General features: G+C 39.3%; 12 protein-coding genes and 1 pseudogene. 4 read left to right on the forward strand and 9 right to left on the reverse strand.

Going from position 1 to position 15,912, the window contains the following annotated elements:
* Positions 1-118: pseudogene (locus tag EPJ90_RS08275) on the forward strand (IS30 family transposase); the annotation flags it as partial.
* A gap of 15 nt (positions 119-133) precedes the next feature.
* On the opposite strand, the gene EPJ90_RS08280 reads toward EPJ90_RS08275, so the two are convergent.
* The 9 genes from EPJ90_RS08280 to EPJ90_RS08320 all read right to left on the reverse strand — a co-directional run bounded on the left by EPJ90_RS08280 (position 134) and on the right by EPJ90_RS08320 (position 11,076).
* On the reverse strand, positions 134-886 hold the full coding sequence (locus tag EPJ90_RS08280; RefSeq protein ID WP_200542968.1) for an HAD-IIB family hydrolase: 753 nt from the start codon (positions 884-886) through the stop codon (positions 134-136).
* 26 nt (positions 887-912) lie between these two features.
* Positions 913-2,133 carry a GNAT family N-acetyltransferase gene (locus tag EPJ90_RS08285; protein WP_161636957.1) on the reverse strand — a complete coding sequence of 407 codons (1,221 nt, stop codon included), beginning with the start codon at positions 2,131-2,133 and terminating at the stop codon, positions 913-915.
* A 43-nt stretch (positions 2,134-2,176) separates the two neighbouring features.
* The gene (locus EPJ90_RS08290; RefSeq protein WP_125164115.1) at positions 2,177-2,845 is read right to left on the reverse strand and encodes a histidine phosphatase family protein; all 669 of its coding nucleotides are present in this window, start codon (positions 2,843-2,845) and stop codon (positions 2,177-2,179) included.
* Positions 2,846-2,936: 91 nt separating this feature from the next.
* Entirely contained in the window at positions 2,937-3,899 is a 963-nt protein-coding gene (locus EPJ90_RS08295; RefSeq protein ID WP_200542969.1) for a type I phosphomannose isomerase catalytic subunit, read from the reverse strand.
* 47 nt (positions 3,900-3,946) lie between these two features.
* Positions 3,947-4,840, reverse strand: coding sequence for an ROK family protein (locus EPJ90_RS08300; protein WP_200542970.1), 894 nt, complete (start codon positions 4,838-4,840; stop codon positions 3,947-3,949).
* Positions 4,824-5,714, reverse strand: a complete 891-nt coding sequence (locus EPJ90_RS08305; RefSeq protein WP_200542971.1) for an ROK family protein — start codon at positions 5,712-5,714, stop codon at positions 4,824-4,826. The genes EPJ90_RS08300 and EPJ90_RS08305 overlap by 17 nt, the downstream gene beginning before the upstream one ends.
* A 3-nt stretch (positions 5,715-5,717) precedes the next feature.
* A complete protein-coding gene (locus EPJ90_RS08310; protein WP_200542976.1) occupies positions 5,718-7,109 on the reverse strand; it encodes a glycoside hydrolase family 1 protein in 1,392 nt (463 codons plus the stop codon).
* Positions 7,109-9,778 (reverse strand): alpha-mannosidase, encoded by a 2,670-nt coding sequence (locus EPJ90_RS08315; RefSeq protein WP_200542972.1) that lies wholly within the window; start codon positions 9,776-9,778, stop codon positions 7,109-7,111. Before EPJ90_RS08315 ends, EPJ90_RS08310 begins: the two co-directional genes overlap by 1 nt.
* 2 nt (positions 9,779-9,780) lie before the next feature.
* Positions 9,781-11,076 (reverse strand): glycoside hydrolase family 125 protein, encoded by a 1,296-nt coding sequence (locus EPJ90_RS08320; protein WP_200542973.1) that lies wholly within the window; start codon positions 11,074-11,076, stop codon positions 9,781-9,783.
* A 179-nt stretch (positions 11,077-11,255) separates the two neighbouring features.
* Between EPJ90_RS08320 and EPJ90_RS08325 the strand changes: the two genes are divergently transcribed.
* From EPJ90_RS08325 to EPJ90_RS08335, 3 genes are all read left to right on the forward strand, one after another.
* Positions 11,256-12,284, forward strand: a complete 1,029-nt coding sequence (locus tag EPJ90_RS08325; RefSeq protein ID WP_200542974.1) for a GntR family transcriptional regulator — start codon at positions 11,256-11,258, stop codon at positions 12,282-12,284.
* A 10-nt stretch (positions 12,285-12,294) separates the two neighbouring features.
* Complete coding sequence (locus tag EPJ90_RS08330) at positions 12,295-14,409, forward strand: GH92 family glycosyl hydrolase (RefSeq protein ID WP_200542975.1); 2,115 nt, start codon at positions 12,295-12,297, stop codon at positions 14,407-14,409.
* 213 nt (positions 14,410-14,622) lie between these two features.
* Positions 14,623-15,747, forward strand: coding sequence for an MFS transporter (locus tag EPJ90_RS08335; protein WP_244660410.1), 1,125 nt, complete (start codon positions 14,623-14,625; stop codon positions 15,745-15,747).
* The last annotated feature ends 165 nt before the right edge of the window (positions 15,748-15,912 follow it).

Genomic DNA, 15,912 nt, shown 5'->3' on the forward strand with positions numbered 1-15,912 from the left:
ACAATATCTTGATGATATTTGCTTCAAAATTAACTCAATGCCGCGAAAAATATTTGACTTCAAAACGGCCTATGAGATAGACTTTAATAAAAGTAAAAGTGGTGCGGTTGAGATTTGATAAAAGAAAGACAGTTTATACTGTCTTTTTATGATTTTCAATAATTTCTAAAATGGTATTAAGATAATGTTCATCATAATCTACTTGATAATCTGCATAAGGTGCAAGGCGTTCATTAAAGTTGATCATAATTCCGGGATTGGCATGATCGAGCATCTCGATGTCATTAACATCATTTCCCATTGCAATATAATCATCAATTCCCAAGCGTTTTAGCGCATCATATTTGGACGTTTTAAACGCGAGAATATCTAAAGTATCGGTGGATTCATGCCGATAAAAAGAAACCGGCAAATCACTGAGACGATCATGAACACGATTCATATCTTCCGCTTCTAAAACAATCAATTTCATGACTCCATCCAAAGTCTCAAAAGAAACGTTATTTCCAAGATTTCCACGATTAACATATTGCATCAATTCATGAGATCCATCCCCATTATAACTAAAGTCCCATTTCCCATCTGCCAAGTAGACTACCGATTCATCTTCCAAAACTTCCATAATTGACTTTAATAAAGTGGGTTCAAATAAACAAACATCCACAATCTGATTATTTTGAGAAATAATTGACCCATTACCGCCAATTAACGTATAGTTTCGATAACGTTCTTTAAGAACGGGCAACATATCACGGATCGGTCTTGCGGATGCAAACATTACGTGATGGCCTGCTTCCTCAAGCCTCTCCAAGAGCTGTGTCCCTTCCTCACTTACATTCATATAGTCAAAGCATATGGTTCCATCAATATCAAAAACACAATTCATAATTTGCCTCTTTATTTTCTATTTGTTTAAAAGTAATCCGAAAAATATACACGGTCAGATACAACAATGCGTTTTAAATTTCTCAGCGCTCGTTGTGAGCCCACAATACGTCCCAGTCGTGACAGATAGGATACGGATTTATATCCCATTAATAAGGTCGTCAAAGCCCCAATATCCAATTGAATTTCAGGCCCAATCGGTTCAGACGTAATGACAATGTGCTCCTCATCATCCCAATTAATTCCGAAAATACGATGATTCCACGGTGCTGCTTGATCTTCCACTACAAAATGAAAGGGTTCACAAACATCCGCGAAAGGATAATTACGAAGAAATCCTTCTACATCCACAATCCGAGCCATATAGTACGGTTGAATTGTTTCCACAATATCGCTGTCCTCTAAGTAAAATGCAATCGGTTCTCCCGAATAATTTTTACCACTCACAGATTCAATCATCGAAAAATGAGCTGCAATAAAATTCCAAATACCTTTACGCGCATCTTGGTTAATAAAAATCATCTCTTTAATATTGAAAATCTCATCCGAGATCCAATAAAAACATAATCCGGTGGGTTCTTCATCCGCATTATAATAAACCGCAGCAAAACGATCTTCTTCATTTTCCCAGCGCCAGTATTCCTCCCACGCTAAACGGTCACGAATCATGGCCCCATGGTTATTTCGTGCAAATTGATCATAGACACGATAAACATCCTCGTCATCAATTTCTAATCGTTCAACATGTCCTTTGACAGGAACGGTTTTTGGAAGTTGAGTGTCTTTAAGGGTAAAGGACATTTGGTCGGAAATAATCTCCCAACCTTTATGTCGGTAAAATGGAATACTATAAGGATACAAATACGAAATGTATTGCTTATTCTCACGCATGGATTCCAACGCTTTTTGAATTAATTCTCGAACAAGACCCATATTGGCATACTCAGGATACGTTCCAACACCTGTAATACCACCCATTTGATACAAGGTCCCATGGACATTCACTTCACAGGGATAGATTGCGATTTGCGATACGAGTTCATCTTGGTTGTACCAACCAAAAACATCAGCTTGACTCAAGATTGGACGTTTCGCACGTACAATTTCATCTTCGTCTTCATATCCCGAACTGATTATTTCTTCCCCGGTAACTTGAAATACATACCGCAACAATTCATTAAACTGATCGATATCATCAATGGTTACGGGTTTGAGTTTTAGTTTTCTGTGCATAGAATGCTTACTCATTCTTTCACCTCTTTGTTTTTATTATAATTAAAAATAAGTTACATTACAATTGGTTCAAAATTTGAGTATTGTTTACAAACTCAAAAATACGCGAGTCCTCGTCACACACAAGTTTTGAGACACTTAGATTTTCTGGACTTCGATTGAGCCAGACACCCTCTGTATACAACTTAAATAGTTGTGCACAAACCGCACCGTGACAAACAAGCATCACGTTTTCATAGCCTTGTTTTCGTGCATCTTCCAATGCATCATCAAGACCCGCTACTATGCGTTTTTCAAAATCAGCGGCAGATTCCGCACCACAATCTTCAAATTGATGAATCCAGTCGAGACGATCAATCATATTCACTTCTTTTTGTAAGTGTTCAAAGTTATCATACCCGCGATCCTTTGCGATTTTATTCCACAATTCCACAACCGGAACCCCTTCAAAATGACCAAAAAAGAATTCACGGAATCGACGGTCGGCTTGCATTGGTAAAGCATGGCCGTAACCTTCCGCAATACAATCACGCGTTTGGTATACACGACCGCTGTCACTTGAATAAATTGCATCAAAATTAATTGTTTTTAAGTTTTTTCCTAATTGACGTGCAAGCACTTCACTTTCTTCAAGTAAAGGGGTATCACTCCACCCTTGCATGCGATCATAATTATTAAAAATCGTTTTTCCATGTCTAATAACATATACATTAATTGGTTTACTCATATTTACCTCCAACAACCATACTTTCATAGTATAGCAGTTTCTAAACATTCCTGCTTTGAGATACCCCAATAAAAAAAGTGCACACGGCACTTTAAACAGATATTGATAAGCATGTTGCTGTTCCAGAAATGTGGATATCCTTTGTATTGGCCTCAAGGAAGAGTGTTTCTCCTGGTAGAAGGGATAGTTTCTGTTCTTGATGAATCACATCCATCGACCCCTCTAATACGACCCACGCTTCAAAACTCTCCGGACCTACGACATACTCGAAAGCACCCGATAGATTCATTTTTGAAGTTTGAAAGTAGGGACATGATACAAGGCATTGTTTTTGATAATTATTATGGACTTCAAGGTCGCCTTGGGGTTTGAAGTCGGTATCCAGTGGTTTTAAGTTTGAAACATCTAAAGCTTGTTTTAAATGTAGTGGACGAAGATTACCGTAGACATCCTTTCGGTTATAATCATAAACACGGTAGGTTGTATTGGAATTCTGTTGGATTTCACAGATAACAATTCCTGCGCCAATGGCATGAATGGTTCCTGCTTCCACAAAGATTACATCACCCTTTTTAACAGGTACACGGTTTAAAACATCAAGTACCGTATTCGCTTCAATTGCTTGCGCAAAATCATCACGACTGATTTTATTTTTGGTTCCATAGTAAATAGCGGAATCGGGTTCTGCTTCAACGATATACCACATTTCTGTTTTTCCGTATTCCCCCTCATGCTTGAGGCCATAGTCATCATTTGGATGTACTTGAATCGAAAGATCCTTTTTCGCATCGATAAATTTAACTAGAATCGGGAAGAAATCAAAATCTTGAGCATGTGTACCCAAAATTTGGGTACCATAATATTTTATGTATTCAGTCAGTGTTTTGCCCTCATCCACGCCACTTACAACATAACTGGGACCATCAGGATGTGTCGATACTTCCCAACTTTCTGCCACAATATCTAAATCTGTTTGTTTTTGATACATTTCTTTTAAGCGTGTCCCACCCCAAAGATAATCTTTAAATGCAGGACTTAGTTTAATTACAGCCATATTAACCTCCCTCAAGGTTGGTCACGTGTTGTGGCCAACCACAACACTTATGAAAGTGAATTAAACACAAGTAATGCGCCACCGATGATGCCATTGTCATCACCCAGTTTTGCTTTCTCGATTCGTACGTTTTCTTTTTGAACCTCATAAACTTTTTCTTTAACACGCTGTGAAACTTCTTCAACATATCCGTCGATTTTCAGTGCCACACCGCCTCCTAAAACAATAATGTCTGGGTCAATCATGCCAATCATCCCCGCAAGTGCATTTGCAAGGTATTCTTTGCTTTCATCAAGAATGATTTGTGCTTCACGATTTCCCTTTTTCGCATAAGTCACCACATCGCCTGCATGATTTACATCTAGCCCCTCTGCTTGAGCACGAGCTAGTATTGCAGTGCCACTGCACATTGATTCTAAGCTTCCAGGCATCAGTGGTTTTAATTGATGTCCTCCAGGAACAAGAATGATGTTCGCAATTTCTTGCGCAAAACCGTGAGCGCCTTGGAATATGTTCTGATTAATAATCAAACCCCCGCCAACTCCGGTACTTATCGTTAAAAATTGAACAACTTCACAGCCTTGCCCTGCACCTAAACATGCCTCAGCAAGGCCTGCAAGATTGGCATCGTTTTCCACAAACACTGGACAATCGAAAAGTGATTCCGCATATTCTTTTAAGGGAAAACCGTGCCATCCCGTTAAATTAGGAGGGGTCAATACGATACCTTTTTTTAGATCTAAGGGTCCTGGACACGACATCCCAACTCCAAGGATAGGTGTGTCAAACGCCTTCACAATTTCATGAATTTTCATAAGATTCGCTTCAGGATCATTTGAATCTGTTGAAAACATATTTCGTTTAAGAATCGCTCCAGCTTCATCAACTAAAGCCACACGTGTATTGGTTCCTCCAATATCAACACTAATCGCATATTTCATGATTTTCACCTCCACATTGACTTAAATGCGATGCTACCGCGCCAATTAAATTCGCATCATTATGGTACGAACAAGGTTTGAGATTGATTTTTAGCTCATCAAGTTGGGCCTCTTGTAATAAGCGATTAATGCGTTGATTTAGTTCGGGAATTAAATCAGGATGTTTTGATACCCCACCACCTAAGACAATACAATCTGGATCTAATGTGAACTGAAGATTGTACAGACCAAGTGCAAGCGCATCATAAAACTTATTGACTTCTTCTAAAGCAATCTGATCGTGCTGCGCACGTTGGAATACGGTTTCTCCCGTTAATGCATCCATTTCAAGTCCTTTGCGTAGACAGTATCGTTCAGCCATGTGTACGGCCGTCGCAGCCATACTCCATGTATTTTCACCGTCAAAAATCATGCAGCCAAATTCACCCGCAAATCGTTGTGACCCCCGTTGCAACACACCATCTACAATGACCGCACCGCCAATGCCTGTGCCAATCACGACGAAGAGAAGATTTTTCATGTCTTTTGCGACACCACGCCAAGACTCCGCAAGTGCTGCACAGTTTGCATCATTCTCGATGCTTACAGGAAGTCCAAACAGTGATTCCATTTCCTCTACAATTTTAAAATTATGGATATAGTCGATTGCACTTAGGCCCCCAATAATACCTTGTTTGATATCAACACTTCCGGGTGATGATATCGCAATACCTTGAACAGTATTTTGGTAAGGTTTAACGCGTTCTAACATCTCGTTTTTCAGTTGTTCCCAAGTGGAAGGGGTTTTAAAAGAACCTGGATCGCTTAAAGTATCGCCATCCCATAATGCATATTTCACAGAGGTTCCACCCCAATCAAATACAAAATATTTCATCGCTTATTCCCCCTTTTGATGGTGTTCAATCACCGCACGCATCCAAAAACTGCTCTGTTTTGGAAAACGTTTTTGAGTTTTAAGATCAATACGATAAAAACCATAGCGATTGCGATAACCATTTAGCCACGACCAACAATCCACAAATGTCCACAAGTGGTAACCAAAGCAATTTGCGCCATCCGCAATGGCTTGTTCTAAAACCTTCAAGTGATCATAAATAAATTCGATACGATAATCATCTTGAATTACGTCGTCTTCATCGACAAAACGCATCTCATCTGCTACACCCATACCATTTTCAGATAAGTACCAGGGTATGTTGTGATACTCATCCTTTATTAGCGTTGCGATATCACTCAATGCTTCTGGATAGATTTCCCATCCCCGATAGGGATTCATTCTTCGTTCGGGCCATATATACGGAATATAGAGATCTTCTGGATCTTGTGCAGGTGTTTTTGATGTTGTGGGTGCTTGAACACGACGCGGTTGATAATAATTCACTCCGATAAAATCCAGTTTAACATCGGAAATAATTTCTAAATCTTCAGGATTTGTATCTGGCATTAAATCATGTTCAAGGAGTAACGCCTTCAAGGGCTCGGAAAAGGTTCCAAGTACCATACCATCAAGAAAACTTTTGGTATTGAGTAAGTCGGCTGCTTCCTGCGCTTTCAAATCTTCTTCCTGAACACTTTTACCATAGACTGGCGTTAAATTTAGAATTGTACCGAGTTTGGCGTCGGGTTTCACAGCGCGCATCGCTTGAATCGCTTTCGCATGCGCTAAGATTGTTTGATAGCCCGCATGAATTGCCTTCTTAAAATCATGGATTGCAGGGTAGTGATATCCATAAAGATAACTGCACTCTACATGCACAATAGGCTCATTAAACGTTGTCCAATATGTGACCAAATCTCCAAAAGTCTCAACACAGACTGAAGCATAGTAAGCAAATGAATCGCTTATACCCTCATACTCCCAGCCACCTTTTTCCATGAGCCACCAAGGCATATCAAAATGAAAGAGATTAATCACCGGTTCAATACCCGCTTCTAACATGGCACTGAAATAATCTCTATAAAATGTGACAGCTTTCTGATTTAAGGTTTCACCATCAGGTAAAAGGCGCGTCCACGCAATGGATGTGCGAAATGAATTTAATTTCATCGCTTGCATGCGTTTCACATCTTCGCGGTAATGATGGTAAACATCACTTGTTTGATTTGGTCCTATTTCTTGATCAAATTGATTTGGTTCCAATTTATGCCACATATCCCATGTACTTGGACTTTTTCCATCGACATCCGCTGCACCTTCTGTTTGGGGAGCAGACGTTGCTGCCCCAAACCAGAAATGCTTTGGAAGACTGAAATCATTGGTCGGTTTCATCATTGTCCCTCCTTTTTAAAACGAAGGGTCACAATTTCTGCCGGCTTTATGATGCCATCAAAAACTCCGTTATCTCGTTCTAAAACATCTGATTTCATCACCGTATGATTTGGCAGACAAACCTCCAAAGCATCACTGTATTCCGATTCCATATTGAATAAACGTACAATAGGATCTTTCCCATGCTCTTTACGTTTTAAAGCAGTCATCCACATTCTTTGACTCTTTAAGCTTAGATAAGTATGGGTTGGGGCAAGAATTCCTTGATGATGCTTGCATTGCTTCACTTGGAATCCAACTTGTTTTGCTTTCACAGTTTGATACATATTCACACGATTCGTATCGTTATGACATCCAAAATAGAGTGTCGTATGATGATCACCCAAACATTGTGCTTCAGGTGTAGGGAAGTATCCCCAATCTCCCATTTCCCCAACACTTCGAAGTAATGTAACAGCGATTGTGTCGTTATTGACTATTTCATATTCATTCAAACCAATATTCCCAATAACCACGCCTTGTCCGTGTGTATAGAGACCACAGAAAGCTTGTTGGTGTTGGGGATTCGAAGGATTCTCCCAAGATTTGCTTACCGCATTAGGACGAGTAACCACTTCAAAGATACTTTCTGCTTGATGATGTGTTGTTTTAAATCCAACATCAAAACAAGCACGCAAACGATGATCTTTCATTTCATTTGTAAATCGGGTATCAATTTTTAGAACCGGACTGTTTTTTTCTAATGTGAATTCTGTAGTAATTGCGAGCGGTGCTGTTTCTAGACTTCGTTTAGCGTTCCGTTGGCGCATTTCTGTAACCGAAATTTGTTCGTACAATAAAGATTCATCGGCACTTACAGGAATATCAAGATTTTGAGTCATAGCGACACGTTGAACCAGTGGACTTCGTTCAAGTTCTTCAATTGTTGCTTGAACATTACGACTTGTAAGTGTTTGCTCCCCATAAGGTTGTTTAAAAATGTATTCATTTCCAATATCACCCGCATCATCGTAATAAAAGACATCTAAGTATGACTTATGATTCGCTTTGTCATAAACATCAACCGCTCCATTTTCATGAATGGTCACTTTTAAAAATTGATTTTCGAGCACGTTCTTTTCGATAAGTTCTTCAGCGCAATCAATCGTATTTTCTCCCTCAACCAGTGCAAACGATTTCCAACTTAGGGCCGGCAGTTCACAAGATAATCTCACCTTAACGCGTTTGGACATATGCGGAACGCGGAAACCATCTTTTGGTAGGTCATAATCAAACTGTACCCACGAATCTAATATTTCTGCTTCAATCTTATGTCCTTGTTCATCTTGAACACATAAGTTTGGAAGAACTTTCGCTTCAAGTTCCTTATACAACTGGTCTGGTTGTTCGCGGTTAAAGTCTAAGCGCTCCAATTCAAGAGTGATTGTCACTGTTTCATAGCGTTTGATTCCAAGTGTATTAAAAATTGTAAATGGACGACTGTTCTCTGGGAACATCGATGTATCCATTTGCTTCTCTAAATGATCCAACGCGAGATCTTTGACATAGACTCCAACTTCTTCAGCGTTTTCAAAACGGGTCATCATTTGGCGATGAACTGCATCAACCGAGCAACCACAAATACTGTCATGAGGATGATTTTGCATTAATGTTTTCCACGCATAACGAAGCATGTCATGTGGATAGTCATTTTCCATTGCCATTGTAGCGAGAGGTTCCGCAACAAGTTCAAGAAGATTTTGTACTTCTGTATTCTTTTGTTTTAAATAAACACGTGACGACGACGTATTCGCAAGAGTATACCACCCGTCCGTTTCTTGACTTGTAAGCTCACCCTTTACCCTTCCCAAATCATTGGGTAATTCAGCCATCACAGCTTTAAGATAATCATCAAAATTACTGTGAATGAATTCATAGTCTGGATATAGCTCGTTCGCAAGGCGGATGGCCTCCGCAACATTTTTTTGAACAGGTTGATGATCAACACCATTCATCATGAGGAGATGACGTGTGGATGCATACTTCTCAACATCCGCAAGTTTTTGATTCCAAAACGCTTGGGCTGCATCTTTTTCAACGGGTATTTCATTACCATTGCTATACCAGTTCGCAAAAAGAATACTGAAAATTTCAGTTTGATCTGCACCTTCCCACATAAGTTCGGAGTAATTGGAAACATAAGTCTCATCCACAACAACATTATTAAATCCAGTCGTTTTTACTCCACGTCCATACGCAACCGCATGAATATCTGCTTGTTTCATCAATTGTGGCGCTTGTCCCATGTTTCCAAATGTATCCGGGAAATAACCCAACATTACTGGTTCTCCCCATTGTTTACTTTCATCAAGTCCTACCAACATATTTCGTGTATTCGCCTCAGCGCTGATTAAAAAATCATCTTGCAGAATATAGAATGGTCCCACTTTTAGTTTCCCAGATTGCGTTGCCTCAAGAACTTCTTGACGACGATGGGGACGTACCGCCAAATAATCATCCAGTGGAATGGTTTGCCCATCTAAATGAAAACTTTTAAATTCTGGGTCTGTTTTAAATAAATCCAAAAGATCATCAATAAGTTCAACTAAACGCATATGGTGTTGCTCGTAAGGTAAATACCACTCTCGATCCCAATGACTGTGGGATATGATATGTACAATTTTTTTCATCTTTATTGTTCCTTTCCAACACGAATTCCGAAGTAGTCCATAACCAGTTCACAGAACATCATGTTTGCCCAAGAAAACCACTCACGTGTATATTGTGTTGGATCTTCTACATTAAAACTTTCATGCATCATTTTCGTACCACCATCCGTTTTAACAAGCGTATCGATAATTTGCTTTTTCTCTTCGAGAACAGGTGTAGTCAATCCTTCAATTGCCAGTGCAATTGGCCAAATATAACCTTTAGGTGTGTGAGAACTTCCACACCCTGATGCGAAAGTTCCCGATTCGAAATATCGGTTTGATGGACTTAGAATATGATTGCGCGTACGAAGATACATTGGATCATCCCATGCACAGTACCCAAGATAGGGTGCTGCTAAAAGTGAAGGAACATTTGGATCATCAATCAGACTCGAATTGCCAAGACCATCCACTTCATAGGCATAAACTGATCCATAATCTGTATCCACAACGCCAAACGATTCAATTCCTTCTTTAATTTCATTACGAAGTTTTTGTGCCCGCTCTACAATTTCCGAGTCCTTTAGAATATCAGAGTATATTTCTTCTATATATTCCAGAACAACCACCGCAAACATATTTGAGGGCACAAGATAGTGATACTCACACGCATCATCACTTGGTCTAAAACCAGACCATGTCATCCCTGTATAAGCTACAGGTGTTCCGCGACCTTCATTTACTAGAGTATCCTCAGGACGATCTGTTGGACGCGTAAACGTATATGGAGATGTTTCATGATTTTGTTCTGTTTCCCATACATCTAAAATTGAACGTACTGCTTGCGTATAAGCTTCACTAAATACCCGAGTATCTTGAGTAGTTTGGTAATAGAGATAGGACAATTGAATCGGGTAACATAAAGAATCGATCTCATATTTACGTTCCCAAATAAACGGTGTCATGTAAGTGTTATCCGTTTGGTGACCTGCTCCATTTTCCCTCTCATTAAATGCATTCGCATACGGTTCATGGTTAATACAGAAAATTTGACGATTGATCAACCCTAGAATCATTTCTTTAATGGACTCATCTTCATTCGCGAGAACTAAATAAGGGCGAATTTGTGCTGTAGAATCGCGAAGCCACATCGCAGGTATATCACCCGTTAAAACAAACGTATCATCTTCTGCAATCCGTTTAACCGTTGTGAGTAATGTATTGGAAAAGACGTTTTCAAATATTTCTCCCCAAGCTTTATGTTCTTCACCACATTGCGTTTGAATTTCGCGAATCAGCTTCTCTACTGATTGCGGTACCGTATTGTAAGTTGTCATAAACCCTCCTAGTTGATATATCATTTTATGATTACTATTTACACAATCATTGTATGATATACCAACATTTAAAATAATGGACAAATTATAGGTTTTTAAGTAAGTTTTATTGGATTGATTTAAGCCTTAAACATGCTATAATTTCGATATGATATATCAACTAGATAGAGGTGCGAATCATGACAAAACCCTTATATGAAAAAATAAAAAACGATATCCAACGAGATATCATGAACGGAACCTTATCGGTACACAGTCAATTACCGACAGAACTTGAACTTTCCACCACTTATGGCGTAAGCCGTATTACATCAAAACGAGCCCTAAACGAACTTGAACAAGATGGTTTAATTTATCGCGTTCAAGGAAAGGGGAGTTTTGTAGCAGAATCCAATACAAAAAAAACATCCGAAGATGTCTATGATTTATTATTTATGATGCCTTTCCCCGATGCTTCGAATTTTGGTGATTACACGTCCGGAATGCTTCAAGCGCTTCAAGGAACACCTTATCGCTTGCATATTCAACGATACGATTTAGAAACACAATACGATGATTATGCTGGAGTCATTTTCTATCCCACCGACAATCACGATGCATTGGAGGCGGTCTTTACCCTCTATGCACGAAATATTCCCGTCGTTATTTTAGACAAAGAAGTTTCCGGGATGCCCATTACGACGGTTGTTTCAAATAACGATCAAGGCGGCTATGAGGCAACCAAACATTTAATGGAACAAGGTGTGGATGAAGTGTTGTTTGTGACTTCGGAAGACATTGAAAATGTCTCTTCCATACGAACCCGTTACTTCGGTTATTTAAGAGCACTGTCAGAATCATCTGATTACACGCATCAAAATCCAATTTTATGGTCCCCATCTGATCGAACCTTAGATTCAGACTTCTTAGAAAGACTACAATCCAAGCATTGCGGACTTGTGTGTGGCAATGATATTTTAGCTCTAACCTTAATGGCTGAACTCAAACACCTCGGCTTTCTCATTCCTCAAAACTTAAAGATTGTTGGATTCGATAATACACAAGCAAGCGCATATGTTGATCCTCCTCTTACAACCATCGCTCAAAATTTTGAGGAGATAGGACGTGTCGCCATGAATGAGTTACTTTCACGAATTAAAAATCCAAGTCATCCGGTATCCCGTCAAGTCCTTGACGTAAATCTTATAAAGCGAAATTCTACGAATTAAAGGAGACTCTATGAAATCACTTAATATCGATACACGCATTGGTACCAATAATCAACACAGCTTTTCAAGAGGTAATGCTCTACCCTATACAGGTGTACCCTTTGGAATGAATTACTTCGCCCCACAAACTGATGGATCCAAAGGAAGTTGGTGGTTCCACCCGGAAACAGAGACCTTTCAAGGTTTTCGGGTAACGCATCAACCCAGTCCTTGGATGGGGGATTTTTCGTCCATGTTGATCAGTCCCTTCTCTGGAGACCAACGCATCCATTCACTTTATGACATTCAATCCACATATCGCAAACAGGAAGCAATTTTCGAACCACATTATCTAAAACTCTACAGTCCGAGATATCAACTCACAAGTGAATTAACACCTTCAATGTATGGGGCTACTATACGACTACAAGGCTCACAAGCCATTTCTGTAGCATTCAGCGCCATCAACGAGATTGATATTTCTCAAGACGGTCAAAACCTAGTCGGTTGGGTATCGAATCCTTCTGGATGTGAGGACCCAAATCTTAAGATGTATTTTGTATTCACAATGACTCAGCCTGGGACCTTGATTCAAGAAAAGGATTTTTATGTTTTCAAATCCGACGCCAACAACTTACAGATTCACGCTGCTTTTTCCCATCAATCACTCAATCAAGCACACTTGAACCAAACTCGGGAAATTGATAATTTCGACGCCATGTGTGATCACGCCCAAATACTTTGGACACAAAATCTTGATCGGATTACGTTTAATCATCACAACCCTTCGCAAAGTCAAATGTTTCGACACTGTCTCTATCGTGCACACTTATTTCCAATGACTTTTTACGAATACGATGAAAATATGAAACCTTGTCATTATAATACAATGGCAAAACAAACCAAACCGGGTTATATGGTTACCAACAATGGCTTTTGGGACACATATAAAACAGTCTTCCCTCTTATGAGTCTTGTGAATTCTGATCAATATGCATTAAGTCTAAAAGGATTTTTAAACCACGCCAACAATACCGGTTATTTGCCCAAATGGCTTTCTCCCGATGAACGTGGACTCATGCCAGGAACGCTCATAGATGCAGTAATATGTGATGCCATCTTAAAAGGCATTGGAACTGAAGATGCGGATCAACTCCTTGCATTTATGATTCATGCAGCTTCTGAAGAATCATCCAATGCGAATTATGGACGTCGAGCCGTTCGCGACTATCTTAAGTACGGATACGTACCGAATCACTATCACGAAAGTGTCAATCAAACGCTCGATAATGCGTACTCTGACTTTTGTATCGCGCAAGTTGCAACGTATTGCGGAAAACCCGAGCAGGCAGAGACCTATCTCAAACGTTCTTACAATTACCAAAACCTTTTTGATCCACAGACCGGATTCATGCGACCACGCGATACATCCGGAAACCTCGAAGAACCCTTCAACAACCATCGATGGGGAGGTGCTTATACAGAAGGTTCAGCATGGCATAACAGTTTTGGCGTTTACCACGACATCCAAGGACTGATCAACCTTTATGGTGGACCCGTCCCATTTACACAAAAGTTAAATGAACTCGTAAATCAAAAACCAACATTCGATGTAGGAAGTTATGGTTTTGAAATACATGAGATGAGTGAAATGGCCGCAATTGATTTTGGGCAAATGGCAATCTCAAACCAACCATCCTTCCATATCCCTTATCTCTACACCTACGCAAATCAAGCAAGTTCAAGTCAGGTTTTATTAAAACAATTAATGACTCACTGTTTTACAGATTGTTTTCCAGGTGATGAAGATAATGGCAGTATGAGTGCTTGGTATATCTTCAGTGCTCTCGGATTCTATCCCGTATGCCCTGGTAGTTTAGAGTATGTGATTGGAATACCGCTTCTAGATTCTGCGCAAATCCACCTAAGTAATGGTAATACCTTCAATATCACTACCCACAACAATCATCCGCAATGTAATTTTATAAACGAGATTCTGTTCAACGGAATTCCTTATCATGATTGTATCCTGGAGCACGATACAATCATGCGTGGTGGACATCTCGAAATAACACTTGGTATTGTTCCGAATGATGATTGGTTCAATAAGATAAAACCATTCTCAAACACAAAAAAGCACATCTAAATGTGCTTTTTCTTTCGCTTATTTGGAGTTAGATATGGTATAGTAAATCCTAGACAAAGGAGCATTAATGATGACATTCACTTCAATCATTAAAAAAATTGCGCCCCTACCCGACTTAGATGTTTTTTTTCAACGTTCGAATCGATAGGAGGACTATTTTTTGAGAAAAAACATCGTAAATTCAGAACAACATTTTTATTAATAATTATACTATTGGGATTTCCCCAACTTCATGAGGCATTATTTGCGCCATCCTTACAGCATGTCATGCAAACATTTTCTGTAAGTCCAAACAGTGCCCAAAATACCATTAGCATTTATTTTCTAGTATTTGCTTGCGGTGTTCTCTTTTGGGGAACCTATTCTGATTCCCACGGACGAAGACCGGCAATGATGTATGGATTGTCCATATATTTAATTGGTGCTTCTTTAGTATTTATAGCATCTAATTTCACTTTATTTGTTATGGGTCGTGCAATTTTAGCCTTTGGAATTGCTACTACTTCAGTTACAACACAAACAATTTTACGTGAAGCATTTTCACCGAATGTGCGCAATCAATTATTTTCAAAAGTATCTGTTGGCTTAGCTTTTGTTCCAGGTTTAGGACCCATACTCGGTGGATTTATTGTGGAACGCTACACCCTATATTCTTTACTCGCACTATTAGTTGTATTAGGACTGAGCATACTTGTTCTCGCTTACAACAAATTACCCGAAACACGTATTCAAGAAGACTTACCAAAAAATAGTGTTCTCAAAGTCTTTTTAAGGTTAGTTAGAACCCCAACAGTTTGGATCTACGGATTCTTTATTGCGGTTATGAACGCGGTAATGTCCTGTTACTATGTGGAAGCACCTATAATCCTGCAAGCATTTTTCAACCGTTCGCTTACAGAAATTGGAAGTTACAGTGTGTTTTTCGCAATATCTACAATCCTGGGGGCGCTCTTAACTCAAATGCTTTTAAAACACTATAAACCCGAACGCATCATGCTCATTGGTAATATTGTTTTCGGACTCGGTAGTTTAACCATGGTTTTTGCTTCACACAATCCATCTCTTGTGTTTTATATTGCAGGAATGATTGTTGTTAGATTTGGTACAGCCATTTCACTATCCAATGCAATCAGTTTAGCTCTAAATGGCTTCGAAGATGTTTACGGAACCGCAGGTTCCCTATTCAGTCTGGGTTACTACCTATGTATTAGCTTGTTAGTTCGTATTATGGCAAAACTTCATACGGGTAGTATGCTTTTGATGCCACGATACTTTTTAATACTAGCAAGTACACTAATCATTCTTTCCATTTATACACTTAAGTCCAAAAAATTATAACGTTACAAAAGTAAAGCCTCAACACATTGATGTTGAGGCTTCCTAAATTCAAATCTCAACCGCACCACCCAAGGTGCGGTTGTTTTTGTATAATAAAAGGAGCCCACCCGACTAAAAGGAGCTCCCATATGAAGTATAAACAATTAGATAAAAAAATGAAAGACC

This window comes from Erysipelothrix sp. strain 2 (EsS2-7-Brazil) (assembly GCF_016617655.1).
In the GTDB taxonomy this organism is placed as follows: domain Bacteria; phylum Bacillota_I; class Bacilli_A; order Erysipelotrichales; family Erysipelotrichaceae; genus Erysipelothrix; species Erysipelothrix piscisicarius.

Excerpts from the sequence above, each read along its gene's own strand:
- EPJ90_RS08280 (WP_200542968.1), bottom strand. The coding sequence starts at position 886 with ATGAATTGTGTTTTTGATATTGATGGAACCATATGCTTTGACTATATG.
- EPJ90_RS08305 (WP_200542971.1), bottom strand. The coding sequence starts at position 5,714 with ATGAAATATTTTGTATTTGATTGGGGTGGAACCTCTGTGAAATATGCA.
- EPJ90_RS08300 (WP_200542970.1), bottom strand. The coding sequence starts at position 4,840 with ATGAAATATGCGATTAGTGTTGATATTGGAGGAACCAATACACGTGTG.
- EPJ90_RS08325 (WP_200542974.1), top strand. The coding sequence starts at position 11,256 with ATGACAAAACCCTTATATGAAAAAATAAAAAACGATATCCAACGAGAT.
- EPJ90_RS08330 (WP_200542975.1), top strand. The coding sequence starts at position 12,295 with ATGAAATCACTTAATATCGATACACGCATTGGTACCAATAATCAACAC.
- EPJ90_RS08290 (WP_125164115.1), bottom strand. The coding sequence starts at position 2,845 with ATGAGTAAACCAATTAATGTATATGTTATTAGACATGGAAAAACGATT.
- EPJ90_RS08295 (WP_200542969.1), bottom strand. The coding sequence starts at position 3,899 with ATGGCTGTAATTAAACTAAGTCCTGCATTTAAAGATTATCTTTGGGGT.
- EPJ90_RS08285 (WP_161636957.1), bottom strand. The coding sequence starts at position 2,133 with ATGAGTAAGCATTCTATGCACAGAAAACTAAAACTCAAACCCGTAACC.
- EPJ90_RS08310 (WP_200542976.1), bottom strand. The coding sequence starts at position 7,109 with ATGAAACCGACCAATGATTTCAGTCTTCCAAAGCATTTCTGGTTTGGG.
- EPJ90_RS08315 (WP_200542972.1), bottom strand. The coding sequence starts at position 9,778 with ATGAAAAAAATTGTACATATCATATCCCACAGTCATTGGGATCGAGAG.
- EPJ90_RS08320 (WP_200542973.1), bottom strand. The coding sequence starts at position 11,076 with ATGACAACTTACAATACGGTACCGCAATCAGTAGAGAAGCTGATTCGC.